General features: G+C 59.0%; 16 protein-coding genes and 6 pseudogenes. 5 read left to right on the top strand and 17 right to left on the bottom strand.

The features are described from left to right. Window positions 1–209 precede the first annotated feature (209 nt). Window positions 210–572: a response regulator transcription factor gene (locus tag CIT39_RS09505; RefSeq protein ID WP_334273153.1), complete on the bottom strand. Its 363-nt coding sequence runs from the start codon at window positions 570–572 to the stop codon at window positions 210–212. 281 nt (window positions 573–853) lie between these two features. Between CIT39_RS09505 and CIT39_RS09500 the strand changes: the two genes are divergently transcribed. From CIT39_RS09500 to CIT39_RS09485, 4 genes and pseudogenes are all read left to right on the top strand, one after another. Continuing rightward, a complete protein-coding gene (locus CIT39_RS09500) occupies window positions 854–1,519 on the top strand; it encodes a response regulator transcription factor (RefSeq protein ID WP_094975584.1) in 666 nt (221 codons plus the stop codon). A gap of 48 nt (window positions 1,520–1,567) precedes the next feature. Continuing rightward, entirely contained in the window at window positions 1,568–2,299 is a 732-nt protein-coding gene (locus tag CIT39_RS09495) for a serine/threonine protein kinase (protein WP_334273111.1), read from the top strand. Next, window positions 2,245–2,973 (top strand): annotated as a pseudogene (locus CIT39_RS33285) (ATP-binding protein); the annotation flags it as partial. The gene CIT39_RS09495 and the pseudogene CIT39_RS33285, both read left to right, overlap by 55 nt. A 1,997-nt stretch (window positions 2,974–4,970) precedes the next feature. After that, window positions 4,971–7,079 (top strand): GAF domain-containing sensor histidine kinase, encoded by a 2,109-nt coding sequence (locus CIT39_RS09485; protein ID WP_479686306.1) that lies wholly within the window; start codon window positions 4,971–4,973, stop codon window positions 7,077–7,079. A 307-nt stretch (window positions 7,080–7,386) separates the two neighbouring features. Here the strand turns inward: CIT39_RS09485 and CIT39_RS09480 are convergent. Then, window positions 7,387–8,615 (bottom strand): annotated as a pseudogene (locus tag CIT39_RS09480) (cupin domain-containing protein). Between the two features lie 223 nt (window positions 8,616–8,838). Between CIT39_RS09480 and CIT39_RS09475 the strand changes: the two are divergent. Continuing rightward, window positions 8,839–8,940, top strand: a pseudogene (locus tag CIT39_RS09475) (SOS response-associated peptidase); the annotation flags it as partial. 50 nt (window positions 8,941–8,990) lie between these two features. On the opposite strand, the gene CIT39_RS09470 reads toward CIT39_RS09475, so the two are convergent. The 15 genes and pseudogenes from CIT39_RS09470 to CIT39_RS09405 form a co-directional block, all read right to left on the bottom strand. Next, a complete protein-coding gene (locus tag CIT39_RS09470; RefSeq protein ID WP_334273152.1) occupies window positions 8,991–9,164 on the bottom strand; it encodes a BBE domain-containing protein in 174 nt (57 codons plus the stop codon). 485 nt (window positions 9,165–9,649) lie between these two features. Next, on the bottom strand, window positions 9,650–10,393 hold the full coding sequence (locus CIT39_RS09465) for an FAD-binding oxidoreductase (protein WP_334273108.1): 744 nt from the start codon (window positions 10,391–10,393) through the stop codon (window positions 9,650–9,652). A gap of 224 nt (window positions 10,394–10,617) precedes the next feature. Further along, a pseudogene (locus CIT39_RS09460) lies at window positions 10,618–11,533 on the bottom strand (NADP-dependent oxidoreductase). A gap of 364 nt (window positions 11,534–11,897) precedes the next feature. Continuing rightward, complete coding sequence (locus CIT39_RS09455) at window positions 11,898–12,230, bottom strand: sulfite:cytochrome C oxidoreductase subunit b precursor (protein WP_094975587.1); 333 nt, start codon at window positions 12,228–12,230, stop codon at window positions 11,898–11,900. A gap of 9 nt (window positions 12,231–12,239) precedes the next feature. After that, window positions 12,240–13,461 (bottom strand): annotated as a pseudogene (locus CIT39_RS09450) (molybdopterin-dependent oxidoreductase). Between the two features lie 187 nt (window positions 13,462–13,648). Beyond that, on the bottom strand, window positions 13,649–14,614 hold the full coding sequence (locus CIT39_RS09445; protein ID WP_094975589.1) for an MBL fold metallo-hydrolase: 966 nt from the start codon (window positions 14,612–14,614) through the stop codon (window positions 13,649–13,651). A gap of 344 nt (window positions 14,615–14,958) precedes the next feature. Further along, window positions 14,959–15,444, bottom strand: a complete 486-nt coding sequence (locus CIT39_RS09440; protein WP_244607614.1) for a multicopper oxidase domain-containing protein — start codon at window positions 15,442–15,444, stop codon at window positions 14,959–14,961. A gap of 22 nt (window positions 15,445–15,466) precedes the next feature. Further along, complete coding sequence (locus CIT39_RS09435; protein ID WP_334273107.1) at window positions 15,467–16,252, bottom strand: multicopper oxidase domain-containing protein; 786 nt, start codon at window positions 16,250–16,252, stop codon at window positions 15,467–15,469. A 324-nt stretch (window positions 16,253–16,576) separates the two neighbouring features. Then, window positions 16,577–17,329, bottom strand: coding sequence for an HD domain-containing protein (locus CIT39_RS09430; protein ID WP_094975590.1), 753 nt, complete (start codon window positions 17,327–17,329; stop codon window positions 16,577–16,579). Between the two features lie 124 nt (window positions 17,330–17,453). Beyond that, a complete protein-coding gene (tetH, locus tag CIT39_RS09425; protein ID WP_148667305.1) occupies window positions 17,454–18,245 on the bottom strand; it encodes a thiosulfate dehydrogenase in 792 nt (263 codons plus the stop codon). A 31-nt stretch (window positions 18,246–18,276) separates the two neighbouring features. After that, entirely contained in the window at window positions 18,277–18,477 is a 201-nt protein-coding gene (locus CIT39_RS33190) for a DUF302 domain-containing protein (RefSeq protein ID WP_414645247.1), read from the bottom strand. Between the two features lie 539 nt (window positions 18,478–19,016). Continuing rightward, window positions 19,017–19,808, bottom strand: a pseudogene (gene trpC, locus CIT39_RS09420) (indole-3-glycerol phosphate synthase TrpC); the annotation flags it as partial. Window positions 19,809–19,878: 70 nt separating this feature from the next. Then, on the bottom strand, window positions 19,879–20,088 hold the full coding sequence (locus CIT39_RS09415) for a hypothetical protein (RefSeq protein ID WP_334273106.1): 210 nt from the start codon (window positions 20,086–20,088) through the stop codon (window positions 19,879–19,881). Continuing rightward, window positions 20,069–20,611, bottom strand: coding sequence for an MFS transporter (locus tag CIT39_RS09410; RefSeq protein WP_334273105.1), 543 nt, complete (start codon window positions 20,609–20,611; stop codon window positions 20,069–20,071). Before CIT39_RS09410 ends, CIT39_RS09415 begins: the two co-directional genes overlap by 20 nt. Window positions 20,612–20,631: 20 nt before the next feature. Beyond that, a complete protein-coding gene (locus CIT39_RS09405) occupies window positions 20,632–20,979 on the bottom strand; it encodes an MFS transporter (RefSeq protein WP_334273104.1) in 348 nt (115 codons plus the stop codon). Between the last annotated feature and the right edge of the window lie 136 nt (window positions 20,980–21,115).

Genomic DNA, 21,115 nt, shown 5'->3' with positions numbered 1-21,115 from the left:
AGCTCTAGGCTTCGCCAGAAGCATCGATAGTAAATGTTTGGCGGAAGTCCCTGTCTATTCCATCATTGTATTGCGCCAAATATACCTTTGAGTGCGGCACACAACACCTTGGTGTAGCAGTATCTCGAGCATTGCCTGATCCAGCGCGCGAGTGTCCGAGCAGGCCGCTGTGACAGAAATGGAGCGCTAATAGCTCTTCTGGGGTCGACTCAAGGCGATACGCACCCCTCCATCAGTTCGGATTCCATGAATGGCTTGGTCAGAAACTTTGTGACTCCTGCTGCCAGAGCGAACGTACGAACTTCCTCTGTCGGATAAGCAGTGATCAGGATCGTGGGGATGGCATTGCCGTGCTCCCGCAAGCGACGGCACAGATCGAGGCCGCTCATTCCCGGCATATTGACGTCCGCGATCAAGCAGTCGGTCTGATTCATCTTGGAAAAGCGCAGGAACTCTTCTGCCGAAGAGAATGCCTCGGCGACGAAGCCCATCGCCCTGATAAGTCCGCGAATGGCTTCACGGACATCCTCATCGTCGTCAACGATCGCGATTAGAACCCGCCTATCTGGCACTAGCATTTTGGTCAAACAGGTATAGCGGGACGACAGATTTGTCGTCCATCGCCGTCACGGGCCGCGTTGCTAATGTAGGCGAAAACTGCCTCGAATGGGATTATACAAACGTGTAGGTCATTGGCCCGAGCATCGATCAGACGCCTTGAGCTATAGCTACCTGACGATCCCTCCAGCTTAGCGGGATCGCACGGATGATCCGGTCGCGGAGGTAGTTTTGGCAGTTTAGACGGGCTAAACTGGGACCATGCAAGCCTAAGACCCCGCAAAGGGATTCTACAGTGACGCAACCATCGACCGAGCAGCGTCCGACCGTGATCGTTATTGATGATGACGATGGCGTACGAGAAGAGCTGGGAAGCCTTCTCGGATCAGTCGGCTTTCAGTTTCAGCTCTTTGGTTCGGTCGCCGATTTCTTGAGGATTGAGCTCCCGGACCAGCCCACCTGTCTGGTCAGCGACGTTCGAATGCCCGGACAGAGTGGTCTCGAACTGCAACGAGCGCTTTCCAACGGAGCGGGGAGGCAAGTACCGATCGTTTTCATTACCGGTCATGGCGACATTCCGATGTGTGTCCAGGCGATGAAGGGTGGCGCCATCGAATTTTTGACAAAGCCTTTTCGTGATCAGGATCTCCTTGATGCGATCGCCATCGGTCATGCGCGGGACCAAGCTTGGCTGACAAATGAAAGAGCATTGGCTGAGCTCCTGGCCCTTTATGATAGCCTGACCCCGCGTGAACGAGAGGTAATGAGCTTGGTAGTAAGTGGGCGGCTGAACAAGCAGATCGCCGCCGAACTTGCTATCACCGAGATCACAGTGAAAGTCCACCGCGGCCAAGTGATGCGGAAGATGCGCGCTACGTCACTACCTGCCCTCGCCCGCATGTCAGACAAGTTGCGACTGCCCATATCCGAGCCGACACCGAAGGGACGTGTTTCAATCTGACGACCCTTGCTGCGGTCACCGGCATAAGCCTGCCAACGGGAGTTCCGCTTGAACCATTTCTTCCATGCTACGGGCCAGTCGCCGTATGACCTCGCGCCGCTATGGGAAGATGGAGAGCGGCTGTTATGTAGAGGGATCGACACAGACAATGTGACAACCGTCATGGTGGTTGTGGCGGGGTACTCATCATCTGCAAGCTTTGATCGACTCACTCACGAGTTCAGCCTGAAAGACGTACTGGATTCAGACTGGGCGGTCCGGCCGATCAGGCTGGAGCGCGACAGTAGCGGCGCCGCGCTGGTGCTGGAGGATCCAGGGGGCGAGCCTCTCGCCAAACTCCTCGATTCAGCGATGGAAATCGATCGATTCTTGCGGCTTGCAATCGGGATAACTCAAACGCTCGGCAAACTTCATCGATCCGGTCTGGTTCATAGGGACATCAAGCCGGCCAACATTATGGCGGGCTGCGCGGACGGACGCGTCCGCCTTACCGGCTTCGGTCTCGCGTCGCAGCTACCGCGCGAGCGACAGACTCCCGGACCGCCCGACACAATCGCGGGGACTCTTGCTTATATCGCTCCGGAGCAAACGGGCCGGATGAACCGCTCAATCGATGCGCGCAGTGATCTCTACGCTCTCGGCATCACTTTCTATCAAATGCTCACCGGTGTACTGCCGTTCACGGCTTCAAATCCCATGGGCTGGTGCATTGCCATATCGCACGAATGCCCGTCGCACCACATGAACGCTCGGAGGGCATCCCAGCCCCTGTATCATTGATCATCATGAAGCTCCTCGCGAAAACACCAGAGGAGCGCTACCAAACCGCGGGTGGTGTAGAAGTTGATCTCCGTCGTTGCCTTGCTGAGTGGGAAGCGAGGCGCAGTGTCGGCGAGTTCGGGCTAGGCAAATATGACATACCCGACCGGTTACTGATTCCCGAAAAACTGTACGGCCGGGATCGCGAGATCTCGTCCTTGCTTGCCTGCCTCGACCGCGTCACTGACACCGGCGGGTCAGAGTTCGTGTTGGTCTCCGGATACTCCGGCATCGGCAAGTCGTCGGTCGTCAACGAACTACATCGAACACTTGTGCGGCGGCGCATCATGTTCGCGTCTGGCAAGGCCGAGAAGCTTAAGCGCGATATTCCGTATGGGGCGCTCGCGCAGGCATTTCATAGCCTGGTCCGACCGCTTCTCGGTAAGAGCGATACGGAGTTGGCAATCTGGCGCCGGTCACTTCTGGACGCGCTAGAAGCAAACGGCCAGATTATGATCGACCTTATTCCCGATCTCAAGCTTATCGTTGGAGACCAGCCAGTTCTCGCCGAACTTCCACCACAGCAAGCACAGAGTCGTCTTCGTTTTGTTTTTCATCGCTTTATCGCGGTGTTTGCCCGGCCAGATCATCCACTGATCCTCTTCCTGGACGACTTGCAATGGCTCGACTCTGACACGTTGGATCTACTAAAGGAGGTGTTCACGCAATCGGACTTGCGACATCTTTTGGTGATTGGCGCCTATCGCGATTCCGAATTAGCTCCGACCCACCCGCTGCTGCGCGAGTTCGCCGCCATCCAGGCTTCCGGCACGACCCTTGAGACGATCGCGCTTGCGCCACTAGCCCACGAGCATCTTTCTCTGATGATCGTGGATGCCCTTCGCTGCGATGTCAGTCGGGCCGATCCGCTTGCGAAATTAATCCACGACAAGACAGGTGGCAATCCGTTCTTCGCAATCCAATTCCTGATGGCGCTCACCGACGAAGCATTGCTGACCTTCGATCACGACGCCGGGCGCTGGACCTGGGAGCTGGAACGCATTTTCGCGAAGGGATACACCGAAAATATCGTTGATCTCCTGGTCAAGAAGCTGGCGAGACTGCCCACCGCAACGCAAAGTGTGCTGCAGCAGTTTGCCTGTCTCGGAAACGTCGCGGAGAGTGCGACGATCGCGATCGTCCTTTCGATTGCGGAAGACGAAGTGGACACGGCATTATTGCCGGCCCGCCGTCAGGAGTTGGTCGACCGTGTTGGCGCTCAGTACCGGTTCGTTCACGATCGTATCCAGGACGCCGCTTATTCACTCATTGCTATAGAGCTGCGTGCTGAGACGCATCTGAAGATAGGAAGGAAGCTTTTAGCGAATGCACGTGCCGAGGACAGGGAAAAGGCGATTTTTGACATCGTGAATCAGCTTAACCGAGGCGCGAGCTTGATCGTCTCGGCGGAGGAGCGCTGGCAACTAGCTGAGCTGAACCTGCTGGCAGGCAAGTCTGCAAAGGCTGCCAACGCGTACGATACTGCTTTGAATTACTTCGTTGCCGGCGCGAAGTTGCTCCCCGAAAACGGCGGGGAAGACTGGCATGAACTCGAGTTTTCGCTTGAAATATGTCGAGCTGAATGCGAATTTTTGACCCGAAAGTTGACTGCCGCGGAGCGGCGTCTGGACGCTCTGTCGGCTCGCAAGATCGACGCGGTTAAGCAGGCAAACGTCGCGTGCTTGCTCGTGGATCTCTACGTAACTCTCGATCAGAGTTCCCGCGCGGTCGCGGTCGGGCTCGAGTATCTTCGGCATGTCGGTATCGATTGGTCGCCGCATCCAACGCGAGAAGAGGCAAGCGGCGAATACCGGTCGATTTGGTCGAACCTTGGTGGCCGGCAGATCGATGTACTCGCCTACCAGCCCCTTTTGAGCAACGCGACATCACTGGCAACACTTGAAGTCCTGACAAGATTGTCGGTACCCGCACTTTATACAGATGTGAACTTGCTTTCACTGGTGGCCAGCCGTGCGGTCAATCTCAGCATCGAAAATGGCAATTGTGACGCATCAAGTCTGGCCTTTTCGGTGCTCGGTTTCGTCGCCGGACCATGTTTCGGCGACTACGAGGCCGGAATCCGTTTCGGGCGGGTCGGCTTAGACCTCGTCGAAAAGCGAGAGCTGAAACGTTTCCAGGCCAGAATCTATTTCAATTTCGGAAGCCTGGTCATTCCCTGGACGCGGCACGTACGCGGCGGGCGAGAGATGTTACGCTTGGCTCTCAAGACCGCAAACCAGACCGGCGACCTCAATTTCGAGGCGTATTGCTACGCTCACCTGAACACGAACCTTCTCGCGGCCGGCGACCCGCTCGAGGAAGTGCAACACGAAGCCGAGCGCGGCTTGGCATTTGCGGTGAGAATGCGGTTCCGTCTTGCGATCGACCGCATCCGCACCCAACTCGGCCTGATCAGGTCGCTTCGTGGTTTGACGCCCGTCTTCGGGACGTTCGACGAGGAAGGCTTTGACGAGCATTCCTTTGAACAGGAACTGACTACAAGACCCGATCTAGCACTGGCTGAGGGCTGGTACTGGATACGCAAGCTGCAGTCACGTCTCATTGCCGGTGATTACACGGCAGCCCTGGAAGCCTCAATGAGAGCTGAGCGGTTTCTTTGGACTTCCCCTCAATGTTCGAGACAGCCGAGTACAGCTTCCTTGCCGCGCTCGCTCACGCGGCTGCTTGCCATAACTCGCCTGCAGCGGAGAGGCAGCAGCATTTCGGAGCGCTCGTCGCTCAATACACACAACTCGAACTGTGGGCGCGGCACTGCACTGAGAATTTCGAGAGCCGAGCCGCTTTGCTAGGAGCAGAGATTGCTCGGATCGACGGCCGCGCACTCGATGCCATGGACCTCTATGAAAAAGCCATTCGCTCGGCGCAGGACAATTCTTTCGTTCACATCGAAGCGCTTGCCTATGAAATGGCAGCAAAATTCTATTTGGCACGCGGCTTTCCGCAGATTGCGCAGCTTTATCTGCAGGGTGCCCGAAGCTGCTACCTTCGCTGGGGCGCGGACGGCAAGGTCCGCCAGCTCGATGCCGTCCATCCGCATCTCAGAACAGAAGCAGCTTCCGCACTCCCTACAGGTACGATCGCTGCCTCCGTCGAACACCTCGACCTCGCCAGCGTGATCAAGGTGTCGCAGGCCTTCGCCGGCGAACGGATCATGGAGAAACTCCTGGAGTCGCTGATGCGGACCGCTATGGAACAGGCCGGAGCCCAACGGGGGTTGCTGGTTGTTTTGCGCGGTGCCGAGCAGCGAATCACAGCCGAAGCCACGATCAGTGCCGATCTGGTGACCATTCACATGCGCGATGTGAGCGTCGACGTGGCACTGCTCCCCGTATCGCTGCTTCGCGCTGTGCTGCGCACCTGCGAGTGCATCATCCTGGACGATGCTGTAGGCCAATCGCCATTCGCGGCTGATCCATATGTCCAGCAGCGTAGCGCCCGTTCGATTCTCTGCCTACCGCTTCTTAATCAGGCCAAGATCGTCGGCGCGTTGTACCTCGAAAACAATCTCGTCTCCGGCGTCTTCTCGCCGGCGCGGACGGCAGTCCTGAAGGTGCTTGCTTCGCAAGCAGCTATTTCGCTCGATAACGCTTATCTGTATCAGGAGCTTGAGGAGCGCGAAGCTAGGATACGGCGCCTGGTCGATTCCAACGTCATCGGCATTGTGATCTGGGACCTGGATGGACGACTACTCGAAGCCAACGACGCGTTCCTACGCATGGTGCAGTATGACCGAGAGGAACTGAACGCCGGGCTTCGGTGGTTCGACATGACGCCGCCGGAATGGCAGGAAGTGCATGCTAGGAGCGAGATTGAGGAGTTGGTGGCAACCGGCACGATGCAGGCTCGCGAAAAGGAGTATTTCAGGAAAGACGGCACCCGAGTCCCGGTGCTGATTGGCGCCGCGGCATTTGAAGGACGGCCGGACCAGGGCGTCGCTTACATCCTCGATTTGACAAATCTCAAGCGGGCGGAAGAAGCGGCCCGTGAGAGTGAACGCAGGTACCGCCAGGTGCAGGCAGAATTGGCACACGCAAACCGCGTCGCCACCATAGGCCAGATCACGGGTTCGATCGCCCATGAGGTCAACCAACCCATCACAGCAGCTGTTATCGGTGCTCAGGCAGCTTCGCGTTGGCTCGAACATGACCCGCCAGATCTCGAAGAAGTGCGGCGAGCACTCGCGCGCGTTGTCAGAAATGGCACACGAGCCGGCGATGTCGTCGGCCGGATCCGAGACTTAATCAAGAAGGTGCCGCCGCGACGGGACTTGCTGGAAGTCAACGGTTTGGTTCGTGAAGTTGTCGAACTCACCGGCAGCGAGGCGAACAAGAACGGTGTTTTTGTCGAGATGCTGCTCGCCGATGACCTTCCCACCATTCGCGGCGACGGCGTACAGTTGCAGCAAGTGGCGCTCAATTTGATCATCAATGCGATCGAAGCGATGAGCGCTGCCAACGGCGGCCCGCGACGGTTGCTGATTAGAACAGAGAAAACGGAGGCTAACCACGTTCTCGTGGTCGTTCAAGATTCTGGTCCCGGACTTGCGTCGACAACCGTTGAAAGGCTTTTCGAATCTTTCTATACAACCAAGACAGTCGGTTTGGGCATGGGGCTTTCAATCTGTCGTTCGATCATAGAAGCGCATGGTGGGCAGCTATGGGCGAGCGCCAACCAACCTCGGGGAGCTGTGTTTCGGTTCACGTTGCCCCCCGCGGACTAGACGTACTCACAAATCGGGGACGCTGTTTGACGTCCGCCATGCTCCTGATAGCGTCGCGAAGGCGGACCGACTTCTATCGTCATTCGCCGATCACGTCGTGACGCGCGTCAAAGTAAAATTGAGGTGCGATGGCGTCTGGGCGATAGCGGTCGATAGTCCGCACGCCGAGAACCAAACCGTCACGACATCTCCAATCTTGCGCGGAATGCTGATTGGCACCGTGCCGCCGGGCGTCCATCCAGGACGATCCGCGACTTGCCCATCAGGTTCCGGCGGAGTGCGCCGCGATGCACTCAGACGTAGGCGGTTATTGCGGCACGACCAGAGCCTTGTTCGTGCGCAGTGCATCCATCACCTTTGGATCGAGTTCGAGATGAGCTTGCACCAGTTCCGGCGGTGTTGCCGCCATCCAGGTATCCAGTGAGAAATCAATGAAGCGATCACTCTTGAATGTCTCGAGAAATCGAAAGCTGGTCGAGCCCGTATTCTCGAGATAATGGCCCATCGCCACCGGAACGTAACCCACGTCGCCGGCCTGCAGATCAAAGGTGCGCGCCTGCCCTTGGCCGGCAAACACACCCATGCGCGCCTGCCCCTCGATGACGTAGAGCCACTCGTCTGCGTTAGGGTGCCAGTGTACCTCGCGCAATCCGCCAGGTTCGACTTCAACCATGGCCGCTGCAGTCGTGTTGCTAATCGGAAACAAACGAGAATCTGTGATCCGCACCGTTCCGCCCTTCGTCTTGATGGGCACCTGCTCCATCATACGCCAGGTGTAGCTCGTCTCCGACGCCTTAGCGCGCGGTATGGCTTCCGATCCAAGCGGCCCCGGCAACGGAGCCTGGAAAATATAGCGCTCGCTCTCATCGGGGGTGTGACCGAACAGCGAGGCAGGCACCCCGAAATTCTTGCCCAATACATCGGCCGGTATTCGCTTGAACCAATCGTTGAGCAGGAAGGTGTTGTCTTCGTCGAAGTCGCCATCGTCGAACACGAGAAGGAATTCGCAGCCATCGGGGCCGAGGCCCTGAATCGAGTGCGGGTTCCGCCGGGGAAGAACCAGAGATCTCCGACGCCGACGTCATCAACGAAATAGCGTCCCTCGGAATCGACCGCCGTCACGCGAGCCTTGCCATAGAGCATGTAGGCCCATTCTGATGCCTTATGCCAATGCAGCTCACGCACACCGCCCGCGTTCAGCCGCATATTCACGCCGGCCATGGACTTGGCAATGCGCAGCTCACGCTGCGTGACCTGGCGGGTCCAGCCGCCCGGCTCAAGCCGCACATGGGCATCCGAGAACGAGAAGCGCAAGTTCGGCAAGGTGCCATGGTCGGTTGACGGCGGTACCAGCAGATCCGGGTTCTGTTGATCCCGCATTAGATTGCGCGGACCGGGATCGGTGCCGCCATGACCCCGTCGCTGTGGCTGAGGAATCGCGCCGCCTGCAGTTTGCGCGTGCGCCAGCGCAACGCTCGTCAGAAGACCTCCGGCAGCGGTCGCTGCCAACATATGGCGACGAGAAATGGAATCCATGTCGGTTCTCCTATGATTCCAAGATACAGTGCTCTGCGCACTGACGTCTCTCTCGTATGGCCTTTGCGCTGCAGTACGGAAGTGAAACAATTTCACGCGCGAGATGACGACTGTTCACATCGACCGCTCCGGCGCACGGGCGGGGGCGCGGAACATCTGCCGAGAAAGAATACACAGTCGTGTTCAACAGGAGCCTCGACTCGTGCTGGATGAACTACAGACGAAGCTGGACGCCAGGGGCAAGCCTGTCGATTTCAAACAATTGCCCGGGATCGAGCCAAATTGCGGCAGTACCAATATTCGCAACGCGAAGAGCGAACACTGGATTTCATTCGGCCTGCAATATTTGAATGCCGGTTGACAGCCAGCGTCCAATCAAGCTGCCGGCACCACGTTGTGATTGAGCCGGAACATATTGGCTGGGTCGTAGGCCGTCTTGATGGACGCCAAGCGCTCGTAGCACTCCGGGCCGTAGATCGCCGCGGCGTCAGCCGCCTCATCCGGCGCGAGATTGTTGACGTACCGCCGATCGGCCTGCCAAGGTTTCATGCCCTCGAGCAGTTCGGCGACCGATCCCTTGAGTTGCAGCTCCTGCGACAGCGGACCGGCGGCGACGGCTAGCAGGCTGTACGGCAAACCCCTAGTCGCTACAGCATTGGGTTCTGCCGGCTCGCGGTCCCATCCCCCGCCGAGAGCCCGCAGCTCGGCGAGCACCAAGGCGGTTTCAGCGTCCGGACCAACGAGTTCGATCAGCTTATCCTGCGCCTGCGTGGGGAACTCTCGCAGCATGATGCCCCGCTCGTAGTATGGCAGCGGGTCGGTCGGCTCGTTGTGGATCGATGCGACCTCGCTGTACGGCATGTCCCGCACGGTATCCAGGACTGCCGGGGCTGCCGCCCGCAGCGGCTTTACCATCCGCTCGCCGTCCGCAGTCGTGCCGTTGTAGGCGACCCGCACCGAAACAAGAAACTTCCCGCGCAAAGGCTCGGGCACTTCGAGCAATGATGGCATCCGCATCACAGCGATTGACGTGGTCATCGTCTCCGGCGTGCCTGGATGCCAAGCGGCCCAAGCTCGCAGCACCTCGGCCATCCGCTCACCCGGGAAGTAGATGCCGCCGGCGTAGAGGCGAGACACCGGAAACAGGTTGAATTCCAAGGCCGTGACCACTGCAAAGTTGCCCTTGCCGCCGCGAAGGGCCAGAAAAGGTCGGGTTCGGATTCCGCGTCGACGTGCCGACGTTTGCCGTCCGCGGTGACCACGTCGAGCGAGCGCACGTGATCGGCGGCGTAGCCGTGGGAACGGCCGAGGGTCGGGCTGAGCCCGCCACCCAAGGTATAACCAACGACTCCTACCGTGGGGTTAGTCCCGTTCAGCGGAGCTAGACCGACCTTGGCCGCCTTCGCAATCACCTCCGACCACAGCACGCCAGCGCCGACCCGCGCCGTGCAGCAGGCCGCGTCGATCGTTATGTCGTTCATGCGGTGCGTTGCGATCACAACGGCACCTTGCGCCTTGCCGACCATCTGATGGCCGGTGTTCTTCACCAGAACAGGCCGTTGCTGCCTCGCCGCGAAAGTAACGGCGGCCTGGACATCGGCCGCGCTCTTCGGCACCACGATCACCGCCGGCGTCAGCTCATGATTGAGATTCCAGACGGCACGTTCGTCGTCGTATCCTACTTCGCCCGGGAGTAGAACCGAACCCTCGATTGCGGCCGCGAGAGACGCCGCATCCGCCGGCAATACCGGCGGCGGGCACGAATCGTTGAAAGTCATGACATGCATCCAAGACACCTCCGATGGGTCGAGAAAACGTCGCTCTTCATGAACCTAAGAAGCGAAACTGCCTGTTGGTCTTGTCGTGACATGCGACACCTGCCCCCGCTCGCCGACGCGCGAGACCCGGTTGTTTGCCCGGGCGAAGAAGGCACGGAAGACGATCGCCACGATCCAGGGGGCGACGATGGTCCGCGAGGCAGAACCCCACTCTCGCAAAGTCGTCAAGGACAAACGCGGATGACGGTTTTTCCCGCGCGTCGCTCGGTCGTGTTGAAGGCGGCAACGGCATTGTCGAGGGTTGAGACGTTGCCGATGTTTGTCCGCAGCCGTCGGTCGCGCAACCGCTGGACGATATCACTCAATTGGGTGCGATCGGACTCGACAACAAAGTCGACGGTCAGGCCATCGACCGGCCGCGCGTCGGGTGGCCCGACGATGGATATCAGCGTTCCTCCGGCTCGAATCAGGCGTGCGGACCGTTTTCCGATGTCGCCGCCGATAACGTCGAACACAAGATCGATTCCACCGACGTCTTCCAAAGCGTCGGTGCCAAGGTCGACAAACTCCTGCGCGCCGAAATCGAGTGCCTTCTGACGATCGGCCGCGCGACCGGTGCCGATGACGTAGGCGCCGGCCTCTCGTGCGAGTTGCGTCACCATCGACCCGACTGCGCCGGCCGCGCCGTGCGCGAGCACGCTCTGCCCCGCCCGAAGGCGCCCGTGCACAAACAGTCCTGCCACGCGGTCAGGCCCGATATCGGCAGGCTCGCGCCCACCGTGAAGCCGACGTCACCCGGCAACGGCGCGAGGTTGCGTGCCTCCATGGCTATATACTCTGCCAAGGTGCCGTCGCGATACCAATCAGCGAGGCCGAACACCCGCTGTCCCACCGACAACCCGTTGTGCCGTAGCCGAGACCGGTGACCACCCCGGACAGCTCGTGGCCGGGGATCGCCGGCGTTCGGTGGCGATCGAGCCGATCGGTCCAAGTCGAAGGCCATTCCAGCTCAGTCGCGACGAAGCCCGACGCATGAACCTTAACGATGACGTCGTTTATCGCTGCCTGCGGCTTAGGCCGCTCCACCAGCTGCATTCCAGCCGATCCTGCTGCCTGGTCAGTCACAGCGATAGCCTTCATGATGCTTTTCTGTTCGGTCATCTGTCATCCTTGGGTTTGGAAGCGCGGCGCGCCGGCGATCGACAAAATGTCATCCATTGTGGAATTCCTCGGCTCCTTTTCCACGACCCACGCCGTCAGTATTGATCGAGGATCCCACTAGCCGGATGAACCCGGATCGCCGCGGCTCGCTAGTTGGCGAAGAGATGCGTTGTGCTTGGTCGTATAACAGTACCAAGATTGCGGATTTCGACTGCACCATCATGCGATGGCGGCGCTCCCGATCAACTCGATCGTGCGACTGGGGCTCCACAATGCCATTGGCCGACCACGGATCGGTAAACGTATGGATCCAGTCCGTGTGACTGCCTCGGTCTGTCTTTCGTCAGTTCTTCCCCTTGATTTTCGCGAGGAGGTCGACAATCACGGCCACGTCGGCTTCATCGATTGGAGCCTTGTAGACCTTGATCATCTTGTGAACCTCAGTCTCCCACGTTGCGCGCGGCAGCGCCGGCTGGTGCAGCACCATGTCCGCTGAGTGACAGGCCAAGCAGTTGTTGTTGATCGCCTCGGCCGTCGAACCGCCTGGAAATAGAGCATCACCTGCAGGAAGATCGACGGTCATGGACCTAATTTTGAGCTGCTCCTGAACCCGGGCCGTCGTCGGGAACAGCAACGCGATCAACAAGCAGCCGGCTAAAGTGATTGTCATGCGCATGGACTGCTCCTACGTCGCGTTGACATGAATCGCTTCGATGACGTTGCGCATGAAGCCGCTATTGTTCCAGTTCGGCTGTACAGGCTGGACTTCGCCGGCCGAGTTCGTGCAACGAACCATCAGTTCGAAGCTGCCCTTCTCGGGCAGCAAGACATCAGTTTCCCAGCGGCGAAAGCTGTATTTGCCGTGATCCGTGCCGAGCGTGGTCGTCTGCCATGATTTACCGCTATCGGTGGAAAGCTCGACCTTGGCGACGCCCGTATCACCACCGAAAGCAATGCCGTGCAGCGGCAAAGCCGCCTTTGCAGGCAAGGAGCCGCCTTCCGTGAGATTTGTAATAAAAGACCGCGGTGGCATGCGATTGATCGGAATCATCTTCACGCCGCTCTGGCCCGGCGCGATGTTGGCGTGTGGCGTGTCTGGAATGGTGTAGGCGACCGCCATCCAGTAATTGTCGTCTGGCTTGTCCAACACCTCGATATCGCTGAGCATCTTGACCCAGTACGTCGAGTACCAGCCGGGCACGACCAGCCGCAGCGGGAGGCCATTCAGAAGTGGAAGCTGCTCGTCATTCATGGCAAAAGCGATCATCACCTCGCCGTCACGGGCATGATCGATAGTCAGCGATTTCCTGAATGTCGGTGCGTCTGGCACCGGCGGTTCATCCAGGCCCTTAAAGCGCACATGGACGGCACCACTCTTGACGCCCGCCCGATCCAGCACGTCCTTCAAACGGACCCCCGTCCATCTCGCGTTGCCCATCGCGCCATGAGCCCATTGCGCACCCGGCACACGCGGCAAGAAAAAGCCCCGTGAATTACCCGAGCACTGGTTGACGGCGGCCAACTCGACGCGTGGCAGGCGGAGAATATCTGCGATAGAGAGTGACAGCGCTCGGTCTACGTGCCCCGTACCGAGAGCCTGAACTTGGTCACGTCGACCGAACTTGGGATCACCGACCAATGCCAGCGCACGTAGAACAGATCGTTCGGCGTGAACACGCCCTGATCGAATACCTCAATTGGTGTCTCAAGCAGTGGCGGGCGGCTTCGCTGCAGAATCATGCCCGACTTGTCCGGGAAAGCATGGTGAGCGGTCGTTGACGCGGTTCGCTCGGCAGCGGCAGCTCGATCAACTCGCTTGCAAGGGCCGGCGCGACCGCGAGCGACGCCCCTGCGACTCCGAGTTGCCGAAGCAATGAACGCCGCGACAGAACGAGACACGAGCCCACACTCAAGGGCACGCGACAGCCGACGCTAGGACCATTGGGCGTTTCGGTTGCAGGACAGCTTTCACGTTGATGCATCGATGCCTCCTTCTGACCAAGACCACAAAATAGCCGCCAGTTCCAACGGACAAGCGAATTAGAATTGGACAATCGAGAACCCACGCCGCAATTGCGGAGCGCGCCGCACCGTTTACAATCCTTCATAGACGAGCTTGGTGAAGAACTTCGGATTGATCACAAATCGACCCCACTTGTCGTCGAAGGCCGCCGTCGGCCTCGCCGCCATGACTTCTTCGAGGGACTTTCCCTGCGACTTCAGCGTAGCAATCTGGTCGCGTACAGCGATCAGCATATCTCGAAATTCAATCAATTGAGCTCGATTGCCAATCTCACCATGCCCCGGGATCAGGATGGTCTTATCCGTGGTGCGTTCGATCGCCTTGCTGGCCCAACTGATGGCCGAGCTGACGCTGCCGCCGTCTTCGTTGTCGATGAACGGATAGTTTCCGTTCCAGAATGTATCGCCGAGGGCAACAATATCGGCCCGCTGGAAATACACTAACAGATCGCCGTCGGTATGACCCGGACCCAAATGCTCAACCTTTATCGATTCGCCTGCGAAGCTGAAGTCCCTCTCATTGTCCACGACAATCGTCGGACGTGCGCCGGCTGGAACGGGAGCGAAGGTCCAATTCCAGTCATCCACGTGAGTGGTCTCCGATAGATGCCTCAGCGTATTCCTCTGCGCAATGATCGTGGCGCCCGCTGCATGCATCCACTCGTTTCCGTCGGTATGATCCCAATGCCAATGAGTGTTCACGACGTATTTCAATGGTGAAGGGTTAATCTTATCGAGAGCCGCTTGCAGTTTGTCTTTCGACGGCTTGATGCCGGCATCTACGAGGAATTTGCCATCACTTCCCGACAGAACCACAATATTTCCGCCGGATCCCATCAGGACATTGATGTTGCCGCGCAAGGGCACCGTGATCACGTCGCTCTTGGCTCGCTCCAGATATCGCGCGCCAGCCCCCGTATGGAAATAGTCTCCTACCGACTGTGCAACGGCCGGTGCGGAGGCGGCATATCCAATGGCCAGAAGAGCCGGACACAGGAATACGGCGGTCGATGGAATCGCTAGCAGGCTTATCCGCATGATTGGTTTTCCTTTGCTCGTGCACGCAACCGTGTTTTCGACGAGATTGCCGACATGGCTCCTACAGATTCATCCTGACGAACATTGATCGCCTGCGGAAGTGCAGCGCTTTCATTCCGCGAATGATCACGCTGCGATCATGTCACTGGGCCGTGTGCGTAAGGAGTGGCCTGGATTACACCCGCCAAATGAGTTGCTTGGATCGCGGCGATGTACTGCGTGAACGCTTTCCGCGTTTCGTCGACCAGAATTATTTGCCAGATGCGCAATTTGTGCTGCGTCATTGCAATTCCAATCTTGGAGCGAGAAGCGCCAATCGCGACACGACACGTCAGGCGACAACTTCAATGATTCCCATCATGCCCTTGTCTTCGTGATCGAACTGCATGGCAATGATAAGCAAACCTGCCCACGATTTCGGGATCAGTGAACGGGATCACGATCTTGAGTATGCCAGGCCGCCGGTTTGTCGCGGGCGGGACTGAAAACGTGTCACGCAGGCTATCGTCGCTCCAGGAACGACCAGCGACCTCAGTCACCAAGAAAGGTGTCTGGTGTATGTGGGAGCTGTGATACTGTTGATCCTCATTTACCACCGTCCACTCTTCCGTATCGCCTAGCTTGACGATTTGGTCGATGCGCGCCTCATCGACGATGTGACCGTCAATCATGAAGGCCTTGCGATCCTGGGTGCGTGAATAGAGCAGCATCCGCCGCCGCGCGATCGGCGCCGCACGGACCTCGTCGATCCATTGCGGACCGGTGACTCGGATTCGAAGAATTTCGTTCTCAACGCGCGCCGGGCTCGGCAACTCTCCACTGGAGCTCACCAGCGCCAACTGCCGGACCGGTTCAAGGGGGACGCCAGGCCTCGTTCTGGAACGGGACGGTTTGCATCGGGTATTCCCCTGCCCGCGGTCCGACTGCGATCGCGTCAATCCGCTTGCCCGGCCCGATGAAGAATTCATTCGCCTTGCGTGGCTGCGATAGGGCGTGTCCGTCGGTCGCCACGATATATAGCGGCATGCCCTCGACACGGCATTTTATGAAATCCGATGCTCCTACGTGCGCGATCCGCCAGAACTGCAGTTCACCGGGGCGCATGGTGATGGCGGGATTGACTTGACCATTGATCGAAACGATCTCGCTTTCGTCGGCCATCTTGACGTGCTTGATCAGAAGAAGGCGTTCCGGCAATCCGCGCAACAGAGGGAAAAGACGCTCCATCCCATCGACGACCAGAGCGCCCGACAGACCGCCCAGGATTTGATCGTTGACGAAGCCATGCGCATGGGGGTGATACCAAAATAGACCCGGACCCTGCCGGCCGTGTGCGGGTATGCGCAGCTGGTATTCGAAGGTATCACCGGGCTGAACGTGGACGAATACGTTGTCGCCGTTGGCTTGCGGCGACACGCCCATGCCGTGAAAGTGCAGGTTCGACGGGGTGCCGGTTCCCGCGCAGACGGGACCACTATTACCGGGACGATCGAGCCCGGAGGTCAGGTTGTTGCGGAAAGTGATCCGCAACGTATCGCCCAGGCGTACGCGCAGCGTCGGTGGCACATAAGCGCCGTTGTAAAGCAGACCGGAGAAGTCGCGATCGCCGAGATGCACCGGCCCAGGTGCAGCTGTCATCGTCAACTCGAGCAAACCGTTGGCGCTGCGCGCTTCTATTGGCTCGACGAGCGCCTCGGACGTTGGCGATTTGAGCTGCGAGCGCGCCCGGGCCCAGGCGTCGACCGGCCGAGCGTTAGCAGACCTCCAGCCGCAGTCGTTCCTCCTACTAGGCGACCTATGGCCTTGACGAACGAACGGCGATCGAGCGTGGAAGACTGGCGCATTGGCGTCGCCTATCACCTGCATGACTACGGTCAGATTCGTCGGCTCTTCGACCAATCAAAATTCCATGTACCATCTACAGCGCGGATGACGGCAACCGATCGTGACGAGCCGCGACGGCTATCGCCCCGTCACCCAGCGCGACACGCGCATGAGGCTACTGAAATCCCTGCGGTGGAAACTGGAGTCTTTATAGGCCATGACGTCAGCTAAACCGGTGCCCTGAGTGGTCTCGGGACGGTGCTTAAGGCTGTCGTAGAGGGCTTGCAGAAACTCCTCGGCGAAGTGCAGCGGACGCGGGTAAGCTACCTGGACAGTGCTCCGCTGCTCCGCAGTAAAGTCGTCAAAGCCGGCCCCGACGAGATCCATGTTCGCGCCTTCGGCAAGAAGCGCCGCGATCGGGTACAAATGCGAGGAGATTCCATTTGTCGTATGTAGTGCGATCGCAAGCCAAACGCTTTGACTATCGGTTTCCGAAATGCCGTGGCTGCGCAAAAACGACCGTGCCGCGTTTGCGCCATCCACTTCATAGCGAAGGTGGCTATCCCCGTAGTTTGCGGTGAGTCCATAATCATGGAACATAGCCGCGACGTAAAGAAGTTCCTGATCAAAGGCCATGCCCTTGCGTCCACCTGCCAATGCAGCCCAACAATAAACCCGCATGGAGTGCTGAAACAACAGCTCGCCTTCGCTATCACGAATGGCCTTAGCTGCGTCGCGAGCCAATGCGCTGTCAGGAACTTGTATTCCTAAAACAGAAACAATTTCAGCAACGCTAGACGTTCCGGTCTCCGGCCGTCCCTCTTGTGCTGTCGCTGACCCGGCGGCCAATAGTGCAAAGCTCGCGCAGATGAGAGCGGCATGACCCTTCATAGCATTCTCCTTCGACGCTTGAGACAAAGGTGCATCTTTCCTCTTGATTGCCGGCCTTGCAGCACCCTTGATCTGGCCTTGCCGCGGCGTTGGACCAAGGTTGACGCCATTGCCAGGGACGAGTCTAACTTGCCTTTGAATACGTAAAGCCGGCATGCTGCAGTTCGACGAGAAAGGCCACGACGCTTGGGACGAGCACAACGCCTGGAATCAGGTTGTTGGTGAGGTCAGCCGCTATCGCGTCGGGAGAGATGTCAGAGAATTCACCGGATTGGTGAAGATATCGCGCGATCGCATGAATGGAATCATGACAGCCCAGAAATACCGCTCCTCGCCGCTGAAGTGAGACGATATTGCTGTTTTGCGGACCATAGAACCCTGTCAGGTCCTGAAGGTCATCTCTGGGTGACGCACCAGCCTTCTCGACGATGAAACTGTTGAAGTCGGCCTGCCCCCCAGCGACCTTGGCCAGCTTGTACTTCTCCCACGCGACTTGGTTGAATAGGGCCGAATGGGCGTTTCCGTGAACCGCAGCAACGGCAAGAAAGTCGGCATTCCCGAGCGAGAACACCTGCCCGTTGATAGCTTCACGCATCAAGTTGATCCATGGCGCTGCGAAATCGGTGCTCTCCCAGACCTGCAACGCGTGATACTTATACGACAACAGCAGGTCGGCCGCTTCGTGGTCCCACAGTTCAGGTGAGGTGAGAATGAAAGGAACGCTCTCGAACTCGCGCCTGCGGGGGGCGTCGGCAAGGGCCTTGCTCAGGCGCGAAAGCTTTCTACCGGAAGGCAGATACTCAGAGGACTCCTGTTCAGCAGCTGTCGTTGAAGACAGTGCCGCCAAGAGCATGGCTGCCTGACTAAACACCAAGAGAGCTGTTCTGCGGTTTGCAGATGCGACGATATTATTCATGTTCGTGTTTCCATGAGCGGTCTACGCTTCTTCAGTTATTTGAGGACGACGCTGTTACGGCGCTCGTGATAACCCGTTCGGGAGTAAGCTTTCCCGCCATACCGACTGGCAACCCGTGCTTTCCCTCCAGGTTCGCCGAGGGGGCGTAGGTTACGTAGACTTTCCCACGCTCACCTTCTCGGACAAGCAATCGCAGTGGAAGCTCGAGCGCGAAGTCTGGAGCTGCCAGCATTAGAGCAGTGCCACCCTTTGGATTACCGTAGATCAACACAGTGGTCGGGGCATATCCAGTCCGACCGATTGGGCTGCAGCGTGGTGGTCGATGGTCGCAAATATCCTTAAACCGTTCGCTTCAAGAGCCGCGCGCAAGCGAGCGAGCGTCTCGGAGAACGAATAGATGCTCTCCAGTCTCACTGCCTCCTCCTTTGACGTTCCAGTGCCAGCAGCGCTGCACCACGTCGCGGCGCTTGCGATTACTGCCGCGTACGCGAATGCGACAACTAAGGTGATCGTCTGCTTCCTCATTTGAGGTTTCCCTGAATTGGACACTCAGCGGGGGCATGTGCAGCCGTCACTTTGCGCCCTTTGCAGCGGCAAGGAAGTGAAAGAACGCCAGCCGGCAGATGAGCACGTTGCATGATGACCAGCGCCGGCAGTCGCTGCGCGCGCAGATGACGGGATTGACGGAACAGCTACGTGCTCGGATCGCTGGGGGTCGGGAAAACGGCAGGTAATGGTGTCAAAGTCCCAGAGGAACTGGACCCCTCTCTCTTCGCGGGCGAGTAGCGCCCGCGTAGCGCTGATCACGTCATCCTGACGCATCAGGCTTTCTCCGACCAGGAATGTCGATATCCCGAGCAGGCCAAGCCAGACCAAATCCGCAGGCGCGGATATCCCGCTTTCGCCGACGATCAAGCGATCTTTCGGAAAAAACGGCGCCAGCGCTTCACTGGTTGCAAGCGTTGTCTCGAAGGTCCTCAAGTTCCGATGATTGATACCGATCATCGGAGAACGCAGCCGCGAGGCTCGCTCGAGTTCGTCGCGGTCGTGGATTTCGATCAGCACGTCCATACCATGGTCGAGGGCCGCCGCCTCGATATCTTCGGCGGCAGCATCGTCAAGGGCCGCCATGATGAGCAAAATGCAGTCCGCCCCGTATGCCCGCGCCTCCACGACCTGATAGGTATCGAAGATAAAATCCTTGCGCAGCACGGGGAGGCTCGTCGCCGCGCGCGCCGTCGCCAGGAAGTCCAGGCTTCCCTGGAACGACGGCTTGTCGGTTAGCACGGACAAGCAAGCCGCGCCGCCTGCTTCGTAGTCTCTGGCAAGTGAAGGTGGATCGAAATTCTCGCGTATGAGCCCTTTCGACGGAGACGCCTTTTTGATTTCGGCGATCAGCGCATACTCGCCCGTCGCCAGCTTGCTGCGGATTGCCGTGACGAATCCCCGCGGGGCCGAAGCGGCCTTGGCGAGCGACATCATTTGCCCTTCCGAACGGATTCGCCTAGCAGCCTCGATCTCCCGACGCTTGTAGACCTCGATTTTCCTGAGAATGTCTGGGATCATTCATCTGCTCCTTCGATCCGACTGATCTACGACAGCCCTTGACGCGTGCGCCGGTGCATAGCTCGCTTCAGCCCCGGCGTGATAAGGCGCGGCTGCTGACCGGCACCGCCAGCAGCGCGGCCACGCTAAATCCCGCCGCCACCCAGCCGAGCCGCATTACGCCGCTATCGGCGAGAACCAGCGCACCGACCGCAGCGCCGGCCGCGCTTCCGAGATAGATGGCGGACGAGTTGAGGGACAGGCCGACCGCAGCCAGATCAGAAGTCAGCGCGACCAAGCGCGCCTGCTGCGCCGTCATCACCCCCAGCTGGCCAGCCCCAAAGCAGGATGGCTGGTAGCAAAACGAACATGGCCCGCGCAGGCCCGAGCGTCACGCCCAGCGAGAGTAAAAGGTAGGCCAGAACAGTGAGGCCGCCACTTACGATCACGGTAAAGCCCGCGCCCCAGTGGTCCGCCATGGCGCCGCCGAGCCGGGTACCGAACGCGCTGGCCAGCCCGAAGCCAAAGAGCACCAGCGCGAGGCCCTGTGGTCCAATCCCCGAAACATGCGCCAGAAAGACGCCGAGATACGTATAGAGCGTGAATGTGCCGGCGACCGTCAAGACACTGGTCGCCAAGATTGCCATCACGTCGGGGCGCTTGGCCAACGCCAGGCGTTCTCCCAGACTCGCCGTAATGCCCGGCCGCTGACTCGGCATCCCGAAGAGGATGCCAAGCAGTGAGAGCGCCGCCATGCCCGCCACGCAGAAGAAGGTAGCGCGCCAACCGAATCGCTCACCGACCAAAACCCCGAGTGGCACGCCGGCAACGATCGCTAAGGTCAGCCGTTGGTGACCATCGACAGAGCCCGGCCACGCCGCTCCGGTCCGCCCAGCGCCGCGGCATATCCGCTGGCCGCCGGCATGAAACTGCCGGCGGATAGGGCAAGTAGCAGCCGAGCTGCCAGTAACGCCGCATAACCCGGCGCCATTGCAGCGAGCAGATTCGCGACGCTGAAGCTCGCAATGGCGATCGCGAGCACGCGACGCCGCTCCAAGTGGGCGGTCAGCACCGCCATTATCGGAGCGCCCACGGCATAAGCGACAGAGAACGCGGTGACCAGGTGCCCGGTGGCGGACAAGCTGACGTTCAGGTCTTGCGCCAAGGCCGGCAGCAAACCGGCGATCATGAACCTTCGGTGCCGATCGCAAACGCTCCGAGGGTTAGCCAGTGAAGTTCGTTTAGCGATCTGGACATCGGTCCTTGCACCAAGACACGGGCACGCTCCCATCGGTAACGCGCTGCACGGATTCCCTCACCATGCC

Origin of the sequence: Bradyrhizobium symbiodeficiens (genome assembly GCF_002266465.3) — a bacterium.
In the GTDB taxonomy this organism is placed as follows: Bacteria; Pseudomonadota; Alphaproteobacteria; order Rhizobiales; family Xanthobacteraceae; genus Bradyrhizobium; species Bradyrhizobium symbiodeficiens.
The sequence above is the reverse complement of the archived record's forward strand: the minus strand, read 5'-3'. Positions and strand labels throughout refer to the sequence as shown.

Excerpts from the sequence above, each read along its gene's own strand:
- CIT39_RS09485 (WP_479686306.1), top strand. The coding sequence starts at position 4,971 with ATGTTCGAGACAGCCGAGTACAGCTTCCTTGCCGCGCTCGCTCACGCG.
- CIT39_RS09435 (WP_334273107.1), bottom strand. The coding sequence starts at position 16,252 with ATGACAGCTGCACCTGGGCCGGTGCATCTCGGCGATCGCGACTTCTCC.
- CIT39_RS09430 (WP_094975590.1), bottom strand. The coding sequence starts at position 17,329 with ATGAAGGGTCATGCCGCTCTCATCTGCGCGAGCTTTGCACTATTGGCC.
- CIT39_RS09470 (WP_334273152.1), bottom strand. The coding sequence starts at position 9,164 with ATGAAACCTTGGCAGGCCGATCGGCGGTACGTCAACAATCTCGCGCCG.
- CIT39_RS09465 (WP_334273108.1), bottom strand. The coding sequence starts at position 10,393 with ATGACTTTCAACGATTCGTGCCCGCCGCCGGTATTGCCGGCGGATGCG.
- CIT39_RS09405 (WP_334273104.1), bottom strand. The coding sequence starts at position 20,979 with ATGATCGCCGGTTTGCTGCCGGCCTTGGCGCAAGACCTGAACGTCAGC.
- CIT39_RS09455 (WP_094975587.1), bottom strand. The coding sequence starts at position 12,230 with ATGCGCATGACAATCACTTTAGCCGGCTGCTTGTTGATCGCGTTGCTG.
- tetH (WP_148667305.1), bottom strand. The coding sequence starts at position 18,245 with ATGAATAATATCGTCGCATCTGCAAACCGCAGAACAGCTCTCTTGGTG.
- CIT39_RS09445 (WP_094975589.1), bottom strand. The coding sequence starts at position 14,614 with ATGCGGATAAGCCTGCTAGCGATTCCATCGACCGCCGTATTCCTGTGT.
- CIT39_RS33190 (WP_414645247.1), bottom strand. The coding sequence starts at position 18,477 with ATGCTGGCAGCTCCAGACTTCGCGCTCGAGCTTCCACTGCGATTGCTT.